Source organism: Streptomyces sp. NPDC051822 (assembly GCF_044452745.1).
Lineage (GTDB): Bacteria > Actinomycetota > Actinomycetes > Streptomycetales > Streptomycetaceae > Streptomyces.
Genome location: NZ_JBITBZ010000001.1, coordinates 407,762 through 424,038, shown reverse-complemented (window position 1 = coordinate 424,038; position 16,277 = coordinate 407,762). Strand labels below are relative to the sequence as shown.

14 protein-coding genes and 1 pseudogene are annotated in these 16,277 nt (G+C 73.4%); 7 read left to right on the top strand and 8 right to left on the bottom strand.

All coding sequences use genetic code 11. The annotated features are described in order from the left end of the window. The first annotated feature begins 227 nt into the window (after positions 1-227). The 5 genes from ACIA8N_RS01925 to ACIA8N_RS01905 are packed head-to-tail and all read left to right on the top strand — an operon-like array spanning position 228 to position 6,774. Complete coding sequence (locus ACIA8N_RS01925) at positions 228-2,351, top strand: hypothetical protein (protein ID WP_365777127.1); 2,124 nt, start codon at positions 228-230, stop codon at positions 2,349-2,351. Positions 2,352-2,377: 26 nt separating this feature from the next. Further along, positions 2,378-3,922, top strand: coding sequence for a GT4 family glycosyltransferase PelF (gene pelF, locus ACIA8N_RS01920; RefSeq protein WP_365777125.1), 1,545 nt, complete (start codon positions 2,378-2,380; stop codon positions 3,920-3,922). Then, complete coding sequence (locus ACIA8N_RS01915) at positions 3,919-5,358, top strand: hypothetical protein (RefSeq protein WP_365777123.1); 1,440 nt, start codon at positions 3,919-3,921, stop codon at positions 5,356-5,358. The genes pelF and ACIA8N_RS01915 overlap by 4 nt, the downstream gene beginning before the upstream one ends. 13 nt (positions 5,359-5,371) lie before the next feature. Then, on the top strand, positions 5,372-5,989 hold the full coding sequence (locus ACIA8N_RS01910) for a spherulation-specific family 4 protein (RefSeq protein WP_365777121.1): 618 nt from the start codon (positions 5,372-5,374) through the stop codon (positions 5,987-5,989). After that, complete coding sequence (locus ACIA8N_RS01905) at positions 5,986-6,774, top strand: endo alpha-1,4 polygalactosaminidase (RefSeq protein WP_365777119.1); 789 nt, start codon at positions 5,986-5,988, stop codon at positions 6,772-6,774. Before ACIA8N_RS01910 ends, ACIA8N_RS01905 begins: the two co-directional genes overlap by 4 nt. Before the next feature lie 12 nt (positions 6,775-6,786). Here ACIA8N_RS01905 and ACIA8N_RS01900 read toward each other — a convergent pair whose 3' ends face one another. Then, positions 6,787-7,551 carry an adenosylcobinamide-GDP ribazoletransferase gene (locus ACIA8N_RS01900; RefSeq protein WP_365777117.1) on the bottom strand — a complete coding sequence of 255 codons (765 nt, stop codon included), beginning with the start codon at positions 7,549-7,551 and terminating at the stop codon, positions 6,787-6,789. A gap of 76 nt (positions 7,552-7,627) precedes the next feature. On the opposite strand from ACIA8N_RS01900, the gene ACIA8N_RS01895 reads away from it, so the two are divergent. Next, complete coding sequence (locus ACIA8N_RS01895) at positions 7,628-8,392, top strand: hypothetical protein (protein WP_365777115.1); 765 nt, start codon at positions 7,628-7,630, stop codon at positions 8,390-8,392. On the opposite strand, the gene ACIA8N_RS01890 is transcribed toward ACIA8N_RS01895, so the two are convergent. From ACIA8N_RS01890 to ACIA8N_RS01875, 4 genes are all read right to left on the bottom strand, one after another. After that, the gene (locus tag ACIA8N_RS01890; RefSeq protein WP_365777113.1) at positions 8,332-9,054 is read right to left on the bottom strand and encodes a hypothetical protein; all 723 of its coding nucleotides are present in this window, start codon (positions 9,052-9,054) and stop codon (positions 8,332-8,334) included. The genes ACIA8N_RS01895 and ACIA8N_RS01890 overlap by 61 nt on opposite strands. Beyond that, positions 9,051-10,814, bottom strand: coding sequence for a phosphatidylglycerol lysyltransferase domain-containing protein (locus ACIA8N_RS01885; protein WP_365777111.1), 1,764 nt, complete (start codon positions 10,812-10,814; stop codon positions 9,051-9,053). Before ACIA8N_RS01885 ends, ACIA8N_RS01890 begins: the two co-directional genes overlap by 4 nt. A gap of 103 nt (positions 10,815-10,917) precedes the next feature. Next, a complete protein-coding gene (cobT, locus tag ACIA8N_RS01880) occupies positions 10,918-12,009 on the bottom strand; it encodes a nicotinate-nucleotide--dimethylbenzimidazole phosphoribosyltransferase (RefSeq protein ID WP_365777109.1) in 1,092 nt (363 codons plus the stop codon). Positions 12,010-12,066: 57 nt separating this feature from the next. After that, entirely contained in the window at positions 12,067-13,269 is a 1,203-nt protein-coding gene (locus ACIA8N_RS01875; RefSeq protein WP_365777107.1) for a bifunctional adenosylcobinamide kinase/adenosylcobinamide-phosphate guanylyltransferase, read from the bottom strand. 91 nt (positions 13,270-13,360) lie between these two features. On the opposite strand from ACIA8N_RS01875, the gene ACIA8N_RS01870 reads away from it, so the two are divergent. Beyond that, entirely contained in the window at positions 13,361-13,567 is a 207-nt protein-coding gene (locus ACIA8N_RS01870) for a hypothetical protein (protein WP_030208345.1), read from the top strand. Positions 13,568-14,084: 517 nt separating this feature from the next. Here the strand turns inward: ACIA8N_RS01870 and ACIA8N_RS01865 are convergent. The 3 genes and pseudogenes from ACIA8N_RS01865 to ACIA8N_RS01855 all read right to left on the bottom strand — a co-directional run. Beyond that, positions 14,085-14,726: pseudogene (locus ACIA8N_RS01865) on the bottom strand (S1C family serine protease); the annotation flags it as partial. Positions 14,727-14,823: 97 nt separating this feature from the next. Next, on the bottom strand, positions 14,824-15,600 hold the full coding sequence (locus ACIA8N_RS01860) for a methyltransferase domain-containing protein (RefSeq protein WP_365777104.1): 777 nt from the start codon (positions 15,598-15,600) through the stop codon (positions 14,824-14,826). A gap of 65 nt (positions 15,601-15,665) precedes the next feature. Continuing rightward, positions 15,666-16,271, bottom strand: a complete 606-nt coding sequence (locus ACIA8N_RS01855) for a DUF3043 domain-containing protein (protein WP_365777102.1) — start codon at positions 16,269-16,271, stop codon at positions 15,666-15,668. Between the last annotated feature and the right edge of the window lie 6 nt (positions 16,272-16,277).

Here is a 16,277-nt window from a genome sequence, read left to right as displayed (position 1 = left end):
GCCGAGAACGAGCCTACGCTCGCTCGCCCGGTTCGCTCACGGCGGCGGTGATTCACTCATCCGTGGTGTCTCTTTCATGTTTACCGTTCTGGCTCGGAGCGCTCCTCCACACTCGCCTCAGTCACGCAAGGACGACCCGCTCGTCTTCGCATCATCTGCAGCATCTCCACAGCTCCCCCCGCCCCGGTCAGGGCGCGGGCGGACCTGCCGAGGGGGGACACCACCCGATGGACTCCGGCCGAATCCGTACGCCCAGAACCGCGCTCCGCACCAGCCGCGGCGCCCGCTCCGCACCCCGTACCACCGGCGGCGCACCCCGCACCGCCCGGGTCGCGGCCCTCGCCGCCGCCGCGCTGCTCGCCACCGTCGTGCCGTCCGCGCAGGCCGTCGCGGCGACACCGCCCCGCGTCGACCTCACCGTCCTCGTCGTCGACGACGGCGGCAGCGCGGTTGGGGCGATCACCGCCGAGCTGAAGGGCTCCGGCGTCCCGTACCGCAGGATCGACCTCAACGACCCGAACCGGCCGGTGCTGAACACGGCCTTCCTCAGCGACACGGTCGACGGGCGGCCCCGCGCCAAGTACCAGGGCGTCGTCCTGCCGCACGAGACCGCCTTCGGACCCGACTCCGCCGAGCACACCGCCCTCCAGACGTACGAACGGACCTTCGGCATCCCGCAGGTCGACGCCTACACCTGGTCGCACCCCGGCGTCGGACTCGACTACACCAACGAGGGCGGCTGGTCCGGCGTCCTCGACGGCACCACCGCGGGCGTCACCGCAGCCGGCAAGGCGGGCCCCTTCCGGTACCTGTCCGGGGCGCTCACCTTCGAGGACAACGACCCGTCCATCGCCGAGAGTTACGGCTACGCGGGCCGCCCGCGCGCCGGCTACACCAGCTACCTCGACGTCCCCGTCGCCGGCTCCGAAGGCGGCCGGGCCAGCCTCGTCGGCGAGTACGCCGCCGACGGGCGCCGCGAACTCGTCGTCACCTTCGCCTACAACCAGCACCAGCGGCAGTTCCGGGCCCTCGCCCGCGGCATCGTCGAATGGCTCACCCAGGGCGTACACCTCGGCCAGAGCCGCAACTACCTCTCCGTCCACGTCGACGACGTCTTCGCCCCCGACGCCCGCTGGGACACGGCCCTCAACTGCACCCCCGGCGACTTCGACTGCGTCGGCGACGACGGCGAGGGCGTGAACCCGATCCGGATGACGGTCGCCGACGCCCAGTACGCCGCCGCCTGGCAGAAGGCCTCCGGCTTCACCCTCGACATGGTCTACAACGGCGGCCAGGGCGAGCAGTGGAGGACCGAGCACGGCGGCAGCGATCCGCTCACCGACCGGCTCGTCGCCGACCGCGCCCAGTACCGGTGGATCAACCACACCTACACCCACCCCTTCCTCGGCTGCGTCCAGGACAACGCCGTCGTCCCCTGGCAGTGCGCCAAGGACACCGCGGGGAACACCCTCTGGGTCAGCCGCTCCACACTCTCCGGCCAGATCCGCAACAACCACAACTGGGCCGTCGGCAAGGGCATCTCCGTCGACCGCGCCGAACTCGTCACCGGCGAGCACTCCGGCCTCAAGACCCTGCCCCAGCAGCCCGTCGACAACCCGAACCTCGCCGGAGCCCTCGCCGACAACGGCGTCAAGTGGATCGCGAGCGACAACTCCCGCGAACCGCAGCAACGTTCCCTCGGCACCACCACCGGCGCCGCGAAGACCGTGCCCCGCCACCCCATGAACGTGTACTACAACGTGGGCACCGCCGCCGAGATGACCGACGAGTACAACTGGGTCTACACCTCCCGCGCCGACGGCGGCAGCGGCGTCTGCGAGATCAACCCGGCCTCCACCTGCCTCCCCGCCCCGCTCCCCGCCACCACCGGATACGCGGACCACATCGTCCCGCAGGAGGCCCGCACCGCCCTCTCGCACGTGATGGGCAACGACCCCCGCCCGCACTACGTCCACCAGTCCAACCTCGCCGAGGAACGCCTCCTCTACCCCGTCCTCGACAAGGTCCTCACCGACTACCGGGCCCTCTTCGCACCCAGCGCCCCCGTGGTGAACCCCCGTCAGAGGGACGTCGGCACCGAACTCAACCGCCGCGCCGCCTGGGCCCAGGCCGTCGCCGCCGGGAAGGTCACCGCCTACCGCATCGGCTCCACGGTCACCGTCAAGGCGCCCGCGGGCGTCACCGCGCCGATCACCGCCCCCGAGGGCACCCGCAAGCAACTCCTCCTCGGCTCCACCGCCTTCGGCGCGCCCTACGCGGGCACCCGCTCCGCCTGGACCGCGCCCGAAGCGCTCCAGACCAGCGTCACACTCACGCTCCCGACCGCCTGACCAGCACGTTCTGGGGGGAACCGCACATGCCGAGCAGTGGCCGTCACGTCACCATGCTCACCGAAGGCACCTACCCGCACGTCCACGGCGGCGTCAGCACCTGGTGCGACCAGCTCGTCCGCGGCATGCCCGAGGTCGACTTCGAGATCCTCGCCCTCACCGGCAGCGGCCGCGAACCCGTCACCTGGGAGCTGCCGGACAACGTCACCCGGCACACCGCGTACCCCCTCTGGGGACTCTCGCAGGGACCGGCGCCCATGCGCGCGCGCCGGCCCCTGCGGGGGCGCGACCGCCGCCGCTTCCTCGACACGTACGAACGGCTCCTGCTCGCCCTCCTCGACCCCGGGGCCGGCTACGACTTCGGCACCAGCCTGTACGAGCTGGCCGCACTCGCCCGGCAGGGACGGCTGACGACCGCCCTGCGCTCCGAGACGGCCCTGCGGTCCCTGATGTGGATCTGGACCATGCCGCACCTGCCCACGACCGCCGCCCGGCCCACCGTCCACGACGCGCTCACCGCCACCGACCTCCTCGAACACGCCCTGCGCCCGCTCGCCGCCCGGATATCCGCCGACGGCGTCGCGCACGCCGTCTCCAGCGGCCTCGCCACGCTGCCCGCGCTCGCCGCCCAGCACTTCGAAGGAGTGCCCTTCCTGCTCACCGAACACGGCATCTACCTCCGCGAGCGCTACCTCGGCTACCGCACAGAGGCGCAACGCTGGCCCGTCAAGGCCCTCATGCTCGGCTTCTACCGCGAGCTCAACACCCTCGGCTACCGCAAGGCCGACCTCATCACCCCCTGCAACCAGTACAACCGGCGCTGGGAGGAGCGCGGCGGAGCCCCCGCCGACCGCATCCGCACCGTCTACAACGGCGTCGACCCGGCCCTCTTCCCGGAGGCGGGACCCGAACCCGAGACCCCCACCCTCAGCTGGTGCGGGCGGATCGATCCCATCAAGGACCTGGAGACCCTGATCAGGGCGTACGCGATCTGCCGTGCCGAACTGCCCGCGCTGCGGCTGAGGCTGTTCGGCCCGGTCCCCGCCGGGAACGAGGACTACCTGACGCGCCTGGAGAAGCTCGCCGCCGAACTCGGCGTCACCGACGGCGTCCGCTTCGAGGGCCGGGTCTCCGAGGTGCCGCGCGCCTACGCGGCGGGCAGCGTCGTCATGCTCTCCTCCATCAGCGAGGGCTTTCCCTTCTCCCTCATCGAGGCCATGTCCTGCGGCCGGGCCACCGTCTCCACGGACGTCGGCGGGGTACGGGAGGCCGTCGGCGACACCGGGATCGTCGTCCCGCCCCGCGAACCGGCCGTGATGGCCGCCGCCGTCACCGAACTCCTCAGGAACGGCGCCCGGCGCGCCGAACTCGGACGCCTCGCCCGGCAGCGGGTCATCGACCGGTTCACCCTGAACCGCTCCGTGGACGGCTTCCGCCAGATCTACCGCGAACTCGCGGGCGCCCGCCGACCGCGCCCGGCCCCGGCCGTCACCCCCGAACCGCTCCGCCTGCGCATCCCCGCCCCGCGCCGCACCCCCACGGCCCTCGTCCCGGGAGGCACCCCGGCATGAGCGGCTCCCTCTGGCTGAAGCCCCCGGACACGGTGACTCCGCTCCCGGCGATCCCGCGCCCCCGCACCGGGGCTCCACCCCCGGACACCACCCGACCCGCCGGAGGCGACCTCGCCGCCGACCCGCTCGACGCACTCGTCGAGCGGCTCGACCCGTTCGTCGCCGTCGCCGTGCACCCGGACGAGATAGCCGCCCTCCTCGAATCCGACGGCATGACCGACGACCACATCCGGCTCACCTACGGCCGCGCCGACTCCTTCGCCCTCGCCGAGGACCTCTACGCGCGCGTGGAGCGGCGCCACCCCGCACCGGAGGCACCGCGGGGCGACGCCTGGCACACCGGGCTCGCCGGCTGTCTCCTGCGCGGCCTCGTCTTCGCGCTGCCCGGCCTCGCGTACGTCCTCGCGGCGCCGTTCCTCGCCGCCGAACAGGGCAGGTTCGGACTCCCCGGCGGAACCGTTCCGCTCCTCGGCGGCGCCGTCACCGGCTGGGTCTGGAACCAGACCCTGTCCCACCGCGCGTACACCTGGCTCGGCCTCGGCGACCGGCCCGCCGCCGCCCGCGCCCTGCTCACCGGCGCCCCTGCGGGCGCCCTCGCCGGCACCGCCGTCGCCTTCGCGACCGCCGCGCCCGGCGAGACCCCGGCGGCGCTCTTCGCCGCCGGGCAGTCGCTCTACCTCGCCGCCGCGACCGTGCTCCTGGTCCTCGGCCGCGAACGCGCCCTGCTCTGGGCCCTCCTGCCGCTCGCCGGCGCCGTCCCCGCCTTCCGCTGGGACCTGCCCGACCTCCTGCGCGCCGCACTCCTCCTCACCTCGCTCACGGCAGGCGTCGCCTTCGCCGCCCTCGTCCTGCGGCCCGGCGCCCGGCGCGGTGCGGCGGGCCGCGGCGGGCCACCGCGCGCCGCCTCCCTTCCGTACGGCCTCTTCGGCCTCGGCAGCGGCCTGCTCGTCCTCCACGCCGGCGTCGGCGACACCCTGGTCAGCGGGGCAGGGGCGGTCATCGCGCTCACCCTCTCCATGGGGCCCGCCGAGTGGCTGCTGCACCGCTTCCGGGGCGAGAGCCTGACCCGGCTGCGGACGCTCACCACCGCCCGCGAGTTCCGCCGCGCGGTCACCGGAACCCTCGTGCTCTGCCTGGGCGGCTACCTCACCGTCCTCTTCGCCCTCACCCTCGCCGCGACCCTCGCCTGGCCGGGCGCACCCTGGCCGACACCGGTACGCCTCATCACCCTGCTCCTCCTCGGAACGGTGCTCTGGCTGGGCCTGCTGCTCCAGGCCTTCGGCGCGGTGGTGAGCGCGGCGGCCGTGTGCCTGCTCGCGGCCGCCGCGCAGACCGTGGAACCCGCGGCGGGCCCGGTGGCGGCCGGGGGAGCGGCGGCGGTGCTCGCCCTCCTCAGCTGTGTTCTGCTGGTACGACCGACCGCCCACCGCGTCTAGAGGAACCGGGACCTTGAATCGTCTCCTCCTGGTGCCGTTCTACGAGCACCCGGCCGACCGCCCCGAGGCCTGGTCGGCCCTCGTCGACGCGGCGCCGTCGCTGTACGGCGTCGTCGTCAACCCGGCGAGCGGCGCGGGCGACGCTCCGGACCCGGCGTTCGCGGCGGCGGCCGGGCGGCTGAGGGCGGCCGGTGTACGGCTCCTCGGGTACGCGGACACCGCCTACGGGCGCCGCCCGCACGCCGAGGTCGTCACCGACCTCGTCCGGCACCGCGACTGGTACGGCACCGACGGCGCCTTCCTCGACCAGGTGGCGACCGCGCCCGGCGCCCTCGCCCACTACCGGCGGATCGCGGTCGCGGCCAGGTCCGTCGGCGCCGCGACCCTCGTCCTCAACCACGGCGCCCACCCCGACCCCGGCTACGAGGAACTCGCCGACCTCCTCGTCACCTTCGAGGGCCCCTGGGACACGTACCGGACGCTCGACCTGCCGGTCGCCGCGCACTACTGCCACCTCGTCTACGCGGCCCCGCCCGGTACCCGCCCCGCGACCCCCGTCCACTGCGCCGTCCCCGGCACCGGGGCGCACCCCTGGGGCACCCTTCCGCACCTCCTGGAGCCCGCCCGATGAGACGCCTCCTGCCGCTGCTCGCGGGCCTGCTGCTCCTCGCCACGGCCTGCACGGCGGGCCCAGGACCCGACCCGAAACGGGCGGAGGAGCGGTGGCGGCCGGCGCCGGGCCTCGCCTGGCAGTGGCAGCTCAGCGGCCGGCTCGACCCGACCGTCGACGTCCCCGTGTACGACATCGACGGCTTCGACCATCCGGCGTCGACGGTCACCGACCTGCACCGCAGGGGCCGCAAGGTCATCTGCTACCTGTCCACCGGCGCCTGGGAGGACTTCCGCCCCGACGCCGGCCGCTTCCCGAAGTCCGTGCTCGGCAAGGGCAACGGCTGGGAGGGCGAGCGCTGGCTCGACATCCGCCGCACCGACGTCCTCGAACCCCTCATGGCCGAACGCCTCGACATGTGCCGCGACAAGGGCTTCGACGCCGTCGAACCCGACAACATGGACGGCTTCGAGAACCGCACCGGGTTCCCCCTCACCGCCGCCGACCAGCTCCGCTACAACCGCCTGATCGCCCGTCTGGCCCACGAGCGGGGCCTCGCGGTGGGCCTCAAGAACGACCTGGACCAGATCCCGGAGCTGCTTCCGGACTTCGACTTCGCGGTCAACGAACAGTGCGCCGAGTACGACGAGTGCGACCGGCTCGTCCCGTTCGTCGCGGCGGGCAAGGCGGTCTTCCACGTCGAGTACGAAATGGATACCGCCGAGTTCTGTCCGCAGGCCAGGGAACTGGGCCTCAGCTCCATGCTGAAGCGGTACGACCTCGGGGTCTGGCGCCGGGCCTGCTGACGCGCCGGAGGGTCACCCCAGGGTCAGTGCGACGAGCGCGACTGTCGCCGCCGTCTCCTCCACCGCGCCGAACACGTCCCCCGTCACCCCGCCGAACCGCCGTACGCACCGCCGGAGCAGCAGCGCCGCGACGGCGAGCGCCGCGCCGGCCGCCAGGACGTTGCGCACCGCGTCGTACGGGGAGAACAGCAGGCCCGTCGCCGCGCACGCCACCAGGACGAGCGCGGTCGTGAGGGTCGCGGAGCGCACCGGGACCGTGGCCGCGACGATCGCGCCGAGGCCTTCTGGGCGGGCGGCGGGGACGCCGTGGCGGGAGGAGTGGGTGAGGGCGAGGCGGGCGACGGTGGCGGCGAGGACGGCACCGGCCGTGCCGTGCGCCCAGCTCTCCCCGTACAGCTCGAAGAGGGCGGCGACCTGGGCGAGCAGGACGAGGAGCAGCACGATGACGCCGAACGGGCCCACGTCCGACTGCTTCATGATGCGCAGCGCGTCCTCGGCGGGCTTGGCGCTGCCCAGGCCGTCGGCGGTGTCCGCGAGGCCGTCGAGGTGGAGGCCGCGGGTGAGGGCGGCCGGTGCGGCGGTGGTGACCACGGCGGCGAGCAGCGGTCCCGAGCCGAGTGCGAGGAACGCGCCGCCGAGCGCGGCGGCGCAGAGCCCGACGGTCAGACCGGCCAGCGGGGCGCAGAGCATGCCGGCGCGCGCCGCGTCCCGGTCCCAGCGGGTGATGCGGGCGGGGAACACGGTGAGGGTGCCGAAGGCGAAACGCAGGCCGTCCATCCGGGCAGGGTAATGGCCGCTCCGGGACGGTAGATTGCGCATACCGCGCATTCCAGGCACTTCGGAACGGGGTGGCATGGGTCACTGGTTCTCCCGCAACATCGTCGAACCGGGAAAGCTCCCGATGCTTCTCGCGCTGACCTCGTTCGTCGTGACGTTCCTGGTCACCCGGACCGTCACCCGGATGATCCGGGCGGGGAAGGGGCCCTTCCGGAACGTCTCCTCCGGCAGCGTCCATATCCATCACGTCGTGCCGGGGGTCGTGCTCGCCGTCCTCGGCGGCTTCGGCGCGGTGGGCAGTGGCCGGCACGGGCTCGGGGCGGCCGTGTTCGCGGTGGTCTTCGGGGTGGGTGCGGGGCTCGTCCTCGACGAGTTCGCGCTGATCCTGCACCTCGACGACGTGTACTGGAGCGACGAGGGCCGCAAGAGCGTCGAGGTGGTCGTCCTGACGGCGGCCCTGGTGGGGCTCGCCCTGAGCGGTTTCTCGCCGCTCGGGGTCGACGACATGACCGCCGACGAGCGCCAGGACCGGACCACCTTCCTCCTGACCCTGGCGGTGAACTTCCTCTTCATCCTGATCGCCCTGGTGAAGGGGAAGTTCCGGATGGCCGTCCTCGGGGTCCTCGTCCCGTTCGTGGCGCTCGTCGGCGCCGTCCGCCTCGCCCGCCCCGGTTCCTGGTGGTCACGGCGGTTCTACGGCCGCCGCCACCGGGCACGGGCCCGCTCCCGGATCCGTACGTACCGCCACGACAAGCGCTGGACCAAGGTCCGGCGCCGCGCTCAGGACTTGATCGGCGGCTTCCAGGAGCGGGTCCCGGGGCGAGGCTCCACCCCTTCCTGACCGCGCTCCTGAAGGCGCTCGCGCCAGGCCTCGACCGCGATCAGGACGAGGACGCCCGCGATGGCGGCGAGGTGCTCCTTGCCCGCCAGGTTCGGCTTGACGATCACCTCGACGACCATGGCCACGACCACCGCCCCACCGGTCCGGAAAGCCCGGTAGCGCCAGCAGACGTACACGGCGAGGCCCACCACGGCCGCCGAGGGACCGGTGTCGACCACCTGCGCGTCGGTGGCGGGCAGGCCGAGCGGGGTGCCCGGGCCGAGGGCGATGCCCACGCGCGCGTACAGCGTCCCGCAGAGGGTGGCCAGATAGGCCACGGCGAGCGTCCGCCCCCGCCCGAGACAGATCTCGGCGATCCCGAACACCAGCAGGACCTGGGCCAGGGCGCCCCACACGGGCAGGTCGAGCGCGGGGACGAAGAGCGAGAGCGGGGTCCGCAGGAGCGCGAGCCACAGCGGGTCCTCGGCCCGTACGGAACCGATGTTCTGGACCGGCTGATAGCCCCAGTCCTGGTTCTGGACGACCTGGAAGAGGGCGGTCAGGCAGACGGCGGCCAGGGTCATCGGGACCGCGCGCCACCTCCTCGTCACGAGCGCCGCCCTGACGGCGGTGGACAGCGGACCCCACTCGCGGCGCGCGAACCCGCCCGCGGTCCCGCTCAACGGCCGCTCTCCAGATGCCTGCGGTGCATCCACTTCGGCAACCCGGGGGCCTCCAGGAACCCTTCGGCGCGCCCGGCGGCGAGGCCGATGCGCAGCAGGTCCGCACTCTTCTCGAAGAGCATGAATCGGGGCTCCCAGATCGGTCGGTACTTGGCGTTGGCGCGGTACAGCGACTCGATCTGCCACCAGCGGGAGAAGAAGCTGAGCAGCGAACGCCACATGCGCAGCACGGGCCCCGCCCCGAGCTTCGAGCCACGTTCGAAGACGGAGCGGAACATCGCGAAGTTCAGTGAGACCTGAGTGATCCCGATCTCCTCGGCCCGCTGGAGGAGTTCGATGACCATGAACTCCATCAGGCCGTTCTCGGAGTCCCGGTCACGGCGCATCAGGTCGAGCGAGAGTCCCTTGGGCCCCCAGGGGACGAAGGACAGCACGGCGCGCAGCTCGCCCTGCCCGTCGGTGCACTCCAGCATCACGCAGCGCCCGTCGCGCGGGTCGCCGAGCCGCCCGAGCGCCATCGAGAAGCCGCGCTCGGTGGCCCCGTCCCGCCAGTCGTCGGCCTTTCCGAGCAACTCGGCCATCTCCTCGGCCGGAATGTCCTCGTGGCGCCGGATACGGACCTCGTACCCGGCCCGCTTGACCCGGTTGAACGCCTGCCGGACCGTCCTCATGGCCCGCCCGTCGAGGGTGAACTCAGCGGTCTCCACGATCGCCTCGTCGCCCAGTTCCAGGGCGTCGAGGCCGTGCCGGGCGTAGATGGTGCCGGCCTCCTCGCTCGCTCCCATCACGGCCGGGATCCAGCCGTGCTCGCGCGCCTCCGCCAGCCAGGGTTCGATGGCGCCCGGCCAGGCCTCGGGGTCGCCGATCGGATCGCCCGAGGCGAGCGACACCCCGCCGACCACCCGGTAGGTGATCGCGGCCTTCTCGCTCGGCGACCACACGACGCTCTTCTCGCGGCGCAGCGCGAAGTAGCCGAGCGAGTCGCGGTCCCCGTGCTTGTCAAGCAGGATCCGCAGCCGTTCCTCGTCCTCCTCGGTCAGCGGGTCGACCGCCCGGCGGGAGCGGAACGCGGCGAAGAGCACCGCGAACAGCAGCAGCGTGGACAGGACGTTGATGGTGACGTCGACCCAGCCGGGGGTGGCGATGCCGGCGAACCGGGAGTCGTCCGCGGCCAGGGTGATCAGCCGCATCACGCCGTACCGCCAGCGCTCCAGGAAGGTGGAGGACCCGGTGGCGGTGTTGGTGGCGGTGACCAGGACGGCCGCGAGCAGCGAGGTGACGAGCAGTCCGCCGACCGCCACGATCGCCGCGAGCAGCGGGTTGGAGCGGTCGCCCTTCGCGTAGAACTCCTTGCGGCCGAACAGCAGGGCGAGGACGAAGGCGGCGGTCAGGACCAGCGAGATCCAGTTCTGGGCGTGCCGGCGGACCTCCGGGAAGAACATCACCAGCGCGAAGAGCAGCAGGAAGAGCCCGCTGAGCACCAGGTTGAGAATCCACGCGGCCCGTTTGCGGCGCCGCATGGTGATCGCCAGGAACAGGGTGAAGACCCCCGAGGCGAAGCCGGCCGTGAGCATGTACGGGGTGAAGTAGTTGTCCTCGTTGTGCCGGCGCAGGTCCTGTCCGAGGGAGACCCAGACGGCACTCAGGAAATTGATGAACGTGACGACGCGCAGGTACCAGACGGCGAACGCGGCGCTGCGCCGCGAACGGGCGGTGGTGCCCCGGGGTGCTGCTTCGGCAGACAAGCGGACTTCTCCCATGAAAAGCGATCATATGGGGCAGTGCTTGCCGTGCGGAGACGCCTGAGACGGCCACGCGCGCGTCGCGCGTGACCGCCTCCGGAGTCGACGAGTCCGTCTTCGCTCAGTTCTCCCCGCCAGGCCCCTCGGACCCGTCCGACGCCTCCGGAGTGGTCGGATCCGGACGCTCGGGCAGCTCCGCGGCGAACGCCGCCGCGGCCTGGACGAGGGGAAGCGCGAGCAGTGCCCCGGTTCCCTCACCCACATGGACGCCGTGGTCGAGCAGAGGGTTGAGCGCCATCCGGTCCAGGGCCTTCGCCTGCGCCGGCTCGCCGCTCACCTGGCCCGCCAGCCACCAGTCCGGCGCCCGGAACGCCGCCCGCTGCGCCACGAGCGCGCACGCCGCCCCGACCACACCGTCCAGGATCACCGGCATCCGCCGCACCGAGGCCTGGAGCAGGAAACCGGTCATCGCCGCCAGGTCCGCCCCGCCGACCGCCGCGAGCAGCTCCAACTGGTCGCCCAGGACCGGCCGGGCCCGCCGCAGCGCGTCCCGGATCGCCGCGCACTTGCGCATCCACGCCAGATCGTCGATCCCGGCGCCGCCCCGGCCCGTCACCACGGACGCATCCGTCCCGCACAGGGCCGCGATCAGGGTGGACGCGGGCGTCGTCCCACCGACGCTCAGATCCCCGAGCACCACCAGATCGGTGCCCGAGTCCGCCTCCTCGTCGGCGATCGCGATCCCGAGCCGGACCGCCGCCTCGGTCTCCTCGGCCGTCAGCGCGTTCTCCACGTCGATCCGGCCGCTGCCGCGCCGCACCCGGTGGCGTACCACCTCGGCCGGCAGCAGCTCCGGGTCGCAGTCGAGACCGGCGTCCACGACGCGCACCGGCACGCCCGTCGACCGGGCGAGCACGGCCACCGGGCTCGCCCCGTCGAGCACCGCCCGCACCAGCTCGTGCGCGGTACCCGCCGGGCGGCCCGACACGTCCAGCGAGGCCACCCCGTGGTCGCCCGCGAAGAGCACCACCTTCGGCTGCTCGATCGCCCGCACCTTGACCGAGGCCTGTGCGGCCGACAGCCACTCACCCAGCTCGTCGAGCCGGCCGAGCGCCCCCGGCGGCACGATCAGCCGCTCACGGCGCTCCTCGGCGTCGCGCCGGATACCGCCGTCGGCGCGCTCGATCAGATCGGAGAAGTCGTCCAGATTCACGGGTTCCGCCTTGAGACAAATCAGCGAGCGCTTGGGGCCTGTCGTTTGGCTCGCACCCTACCCGCGCAGCACCAGAGCCTGACCGGCGACCACGAGGACGACCTCCTCGCACTCGTCGGCGAACGCCGCGTTCAGCCGGCCCAGCTCGTCCCGGAACCTGCGCCCGGCCGCCGTCGCGGGCACCACCCCCGAGCCGACCTCGTTCGTCACCGCCACGACGGTACGGCGGGTCGCCCGCACCGCCGCCACCAGCTCCGCCGTCCGCTTCCGCAGCGCCGTCTGCCCGCCGGCCGCCCACCGCTCGTCGTCCCAGGCGCCGACCCGGTCCATGGCGTCCGTCAGCCACAGGGACAGACAGTCGACGAGCAGCGCGGGCCCGTCCTCCGCGAGCAGGGGTACGAGGTCACAGGTCTCGGCGGTACGCCAGGAACCCGGCCGCCGCTCCCGGTGCAGGCCCACCCGCTCCGCCCACTCGGGATCGCCCTCCCGGCTCCCGCCCGTCGCCACGTACAGCACCTCGGGGAACGACTCGAGGCGCCGCTCGGCCTCCACCGACTTCCCCGACCTGGCCCCGCCCGTCACCAGGGTCCGCCGGGGCACCTCCGGCACCTCGTGGTACTCGCCCACGTACAGCGTCGTCCCGTCCGGCACCGCCCGCGCCCCCGCCGACGCGAGCCGCCGGTCCAGCTCGGCGCCGGTCGGCGCGTCGTGGTCCAGGTGCACCGCGATCACCTCGGTCGCCGGTCCGACCGCGCCCGCCGCCCGCAGCCGCGCGAGAGCGTCCGGGCGGCCCGTCACATCGGCCAGCACCATGTCGTACGGCACCCCGTGGTCCTCAGGGAGCCCCGCCGGGGCCCCGCCCGGCGGCAGATAGAGCAGCCGCTCGCCCTCGGCCGAGGTCACCTCGTACCCGGTGCCGGGGGAGTCCATCGCGACGGCCCGCACCCGGTGCCCGCTGATCAGCGTCAACTCCTGTCCGTCCGGCACCCGCCCGGCGGTCGGAAGCCCCGCGGGCAGTTCGACGGCGGGCCCGTCGTGCGGATGGGTCAGCAGGACCTGCCGCACCCCGACCAGCGAATGACCCGAACGGGCCGCCGCGAGCGGGGCGCCCGGCGTCAGATCGAGCAGCAGGGCCCCGTCCACGAGCAGTGCCGTCGCGGCGCGGGCCCGGGGCCCGCGGGAGAGCGCGCACACGGCGCAGGGACAGTCGGGGCGGGGGAGCCCGAGCGGGGCGCCGGTGCCGAGCAGAGTCAGTTCCACCCTCAGATCCTCCCGCGCCACCGCGAGCCGTGCGCGCCCGGCTACGCTGCGGGCAGGAAACCGATCATCCGGTGAGCGCCAGGAGGCGGACATGGCATGGACGTGGCGGTTCGAGAAGTCCGACGGCACGGAGGTCGAGCCGGTGGTGACTCCGGAGGAGTTCACCACCCAGGGCGACGCGGAAAGCTGGATCGGCGAACACTGGCGTGACCTCCTGGGGGGTGGCGCGGCCCAGGTGACCCTGTCGGAGGACGGCACGAAGATCTACGGCCCGATGCCCCTGGACGCGGAGGGCTAGAGCGCCCGGCAGCCGGGGGGTGCGGGGACCTCGGCCCCCGCACCGCCGCCGCGTGACCGTCGCTACCCCCGTCGTTCGCCCGGTGTGCAGCCGTTCCGCCGGGGCGGGCCCACCCACCCCGTTGCGGACAGCCGCCGCCGGGGCGGGCCCACCCCCGTTGTGGGCAGTCGTTCCGCTGGGGCGATGGGGGTCCCCCCTGCTCGAGCGAAGCCGAGAGCTTGGGGGAGGGTGGGCACAACGGACGGCGCCCCTTGCCGGGCCTAGGCTTTCGCGCCTGAACCCGCACCCTGGGTGCGCCGCGCTGCTGGTGTGGGTCCAGGCGCAAGGGGCGAGGCGCCGCCATGGGCGCCGTCCCGTGTGCCCACCCGTCCCGCCCAGCGGGACGACTGCCCACACGGTGGGGCGCGGCCCCGCTGAACGGAGGCCCGTGGGGCCTTCATCTCGCCGAGCGTGACCTCCGCCTTCTTCGTGGACCCGCCCCGCACGTACACCACCGTCACCTCCTCGCCCGGCCGGCGATCGCGGCCGACGTCTGGACCATGTTCCCGATGGTCGCGCCGGTGCCGCCCCCGGTCCGTCCCTCACTGACCGTTCGGCCGGTCGCGGAGACGATGCCCTGGGTGACGCTCCCGGAGAGCCCGAGGGGCGAGCCCATCGCGAGGACGATCTGTCCCATGTCGACGGCCGTCGAATCGCCGAACTTCGCCGGCTTGAGGCCCTGGGGAGGGGACTCCAGCCGGATGACGGCGAGGTCCTGCTCGGGGTACGTGGAGACGAGCCGGGCGTCGACCGGCTGCCCGCCCGTGGCGGCCGTGACCTTGAAGGTCTTCTCCTGGCCGACGACGTGCGCGTTGGTGACGATGTGCCCCTCGGCGTCGTAGACGACGCCGGAGCCGAGACTGTTCTCGGCGTCGATCTGCACGACCGACGGCAGGACGTTCTTGATGACGGCCTGGTAGTCGTCCTGGAGGTCGTTCGCGGCGAGCGCCGCCGCCTGGGTGGAGCGTTCCGGCGCGGCCGTGTCCCCGGTGGCCGAGGAGCAGCCGCCGACGAGCGTGACGGCGCATGCCGCGGCGGTCAGCGGCAGAAGGAGGCGCGGGACACGAGTACAGGCATGTGTACGGGTACGGGTACGGGCCTGGGCACGGAAGACGTCCATGCCCGGAGTGTCTGTTTCCTCCCCGCCCGGGGCCCGGCGAGCGCACCCGATCAGGGGTGCCGAACCCGCACGTCCAGGTCCGGGCCCCGCGGGGCGATCAGCCCCGTACCCCGCACAGGTGCAGCAGCGCCGCGATCCGCCGGTACGGCTCCGTGCGCCCCGCCCGGTCCTCGGCGGCGAGCAGCCGCTCCAGTTCCTCGGCGGCCGGCAGACCCGCCGCCGCGGGGATGCCGTCCGTGAAGACCCGTACCCCGTACCAGGCGTGCAGCGGCGCCGCGATCCCGGCGAGCGTCGCCGTCAGCGCGTCCAGCCGGTCGGCCCGCACCTTGATGCCGAGGTCGTCCGTGTAGACGTCCGAGTCGAAGCCGGTGAGCGCACCGGACCAGTCCCCGGCGAGCCCCGGCCGCATGGCGAGGGCGTCGGCGTTGCGCACGACCAGGGAGAGCAGTCCGCCGGGCGCCAGCATCCGCGCCAGGCCCGCGAGCAGCGCGTCCGGCTCGTCCGCGTACATGAGGACGCCGTGGCAGAGGACCACGTCGAAGCTGCCGGGCAGGAAGTGCACCCCGGTCTCGCGACCGTCGCCCTCGATCAGCCGGACCCGCTCACGGATCCCGGCGGGCTCCGTGGCCAGCGAGTCGCGGGCCGCCTTGAGCAGTTCGGGATCGGCTTCGAGGCCGGTCACGGTGTGGCCGGCGCGCGCGAGGCGCAGGGCCTGCGTGCCCGGCCCCATGCCCGCGTCGAGGATCCGCAGCCGCTGCCCCACGGGGTAGCGGCCCGATATCTGCTCGTCGAGCTGCCGGGCGACGATCTCCTGCCGGATGGTGTCGCGCAGCCCGCCGGAACCGGCGGGCCAGTGCGCGACGGCGGGCAGCACCGGGCCGCCCGCCTCCGACGTCGCCGCGCCGAACGCCCGCTCGACGGGCTCCGAACTGTCGGCGCTCAGGGCCGCTCTCCGCGCTTGACCTGCGGCTTCGGCAGTCGCAGTCGGCGCATCTGAAGCGTGCGCATCAGGCCGTAGGCGATGGCGCCGCGCTTCGGCTCGTCCGGGAAGCGCTCGCCCAGCTGCTTCCGCAGGCGGAGCCAGATGCCGACGGAGTCGATGACGATCAGGATGATCACACCGAGCCAGAGCAGCAGGGAGATGTTCTGCAGCGCCCGGTTGGTGTTGCCGAACAGCGACAGCACGAGGATCACCACGGCCATCGGCAGGAAGAACTCGGCGATCGCGAACCGGGAGTCGACGAAGTCGCGCACGAAGCGGCGGACCGGACCCTTGTCGCGGGCCGGCAGATAACGCTCGTCGCCACTGGCCAGCGCTTCGCGCTGACGGGCCAGGTCCGAGCGGCGTGCCTCGCGCTGGCGCTTGGCGGCCTCCTTGCGGTCGGTCGGCACCGTCGCGGCGCGCCGGCGCTGGGTCTGCGCCTCACTCCGCTTCGGGGTCGGGCGGCCCTTGGGGGCCTCAGGGTCGCGGGGCTGCTTGCTGGAGAGGTCATCCGTCACCTTGGCGGTGGGGGCCTTCTCGTCCTTCGAACGGCTACGGAACACAAAACC

Coding starts and splice junctions, on each gene's coding strand:
- ACIA8N_RS01925 (WP_365777127.1), top strand. CDS start 228: ATGGACTCCGGCCGAATCCGTACGCCCAGAACCGCGCTCCGCACCAGC.
- pelF (WP_365777125.1), top strand. CDS start 2,378: ATGCCGAGCAGTGGCCGTCACGTCACCATGCTCACCGAAGGCACCTAC.
- ACIA8N_RS01915 (WP_365777123.1), top strand. CDS start 3,919: ATGAGCGGCTCCCTCTGGCTGAAGCCCCCGGACACGGTGACTCCGCTC.
- ACIA8N_RS01905 (WP_365777119.1), top strand. CDS start 5,986: ATGAGACGCCTCCTGCCGCTGCTCGCGGGCCTGCTGCTCCTCGCCACG.
- ACIA8N_RS01900 (WP_365777117.1), bottom strand. CDS start 7,551: ATGGACGGCCTGCGTTTCGCCTTCGGCACCCTCACCGTGTTCCCCGCC.
- ACIA8N_RS01895 (WP_365777115.1), top strand. CDS start 7,628: ATGGGTCACTGGTTCTCCCGCAACATCGTCGAACCGGGAAAGCTCCCG.
- ACIA8N_RS01885 (WP_365777111.1), bottom strand. CDS start 10,814: ATGGGAGAAGTCCGCTTGTCTGCCGAAGCAGCACCCCGGGGCACCACC.
- ACIA8N_RS01870 (WP_030208345.1), top strand. CDS start 13,361: ATGGCATGGACGTGGCGGTTCGAGAAGTCCGACGGCACGGAGGTCGAG.